At 49.0% G+C, this 255-nt stretch carries 1 protein-coding gene; it reads right to left on the reverse strand.

Features of this window, described 5'->3' with window-relative positions; translation table 11 throughout:
* Positions 1-72: 72 nt before the first annotated feature.
* The coding region (locus R0J87_RS22410; RefSeq protein ID WP_498889079.1) for a ferritin-like domain-containing protein at positions 73-255 on the reverse strand (183 nt) is incomplete at its 5' end.

The raw sequence follows: 255 nt of genomic DNA on the forward strand, positions 1-255 counted from the left end.
GATCCATCGCCGCTAATTCATTGGCCAGTAACAGGTTCAGCGCATCGATGACTTTTTTATTGCCTTTCATTATTATTCGCCTCCCAGCTGAGCTTGCAGATAATTTGCCAGCCCCATAGCACTGATTTGGTGCTGCTGGGTTTCCAGCCAATCCAGGTGCTCTTCTTCATATTCGAGAATTTCAGTCAGAATATCGCGGCTGACATAATCCTGCTCGGCTTCACACAGCGCAATAGTCGCCTTCAGCAGCGGCAG

The organism is Halomonas sp. SIMBA_159 (genome assembly GCF_046536035.1).
Classification (GTDB): Bacteria; Pseudomonadota; Gammaproteobacteria; order Pseudomonadales; family Halomonadaceae; genus Vreelandella; species Vreelandella venusta_A.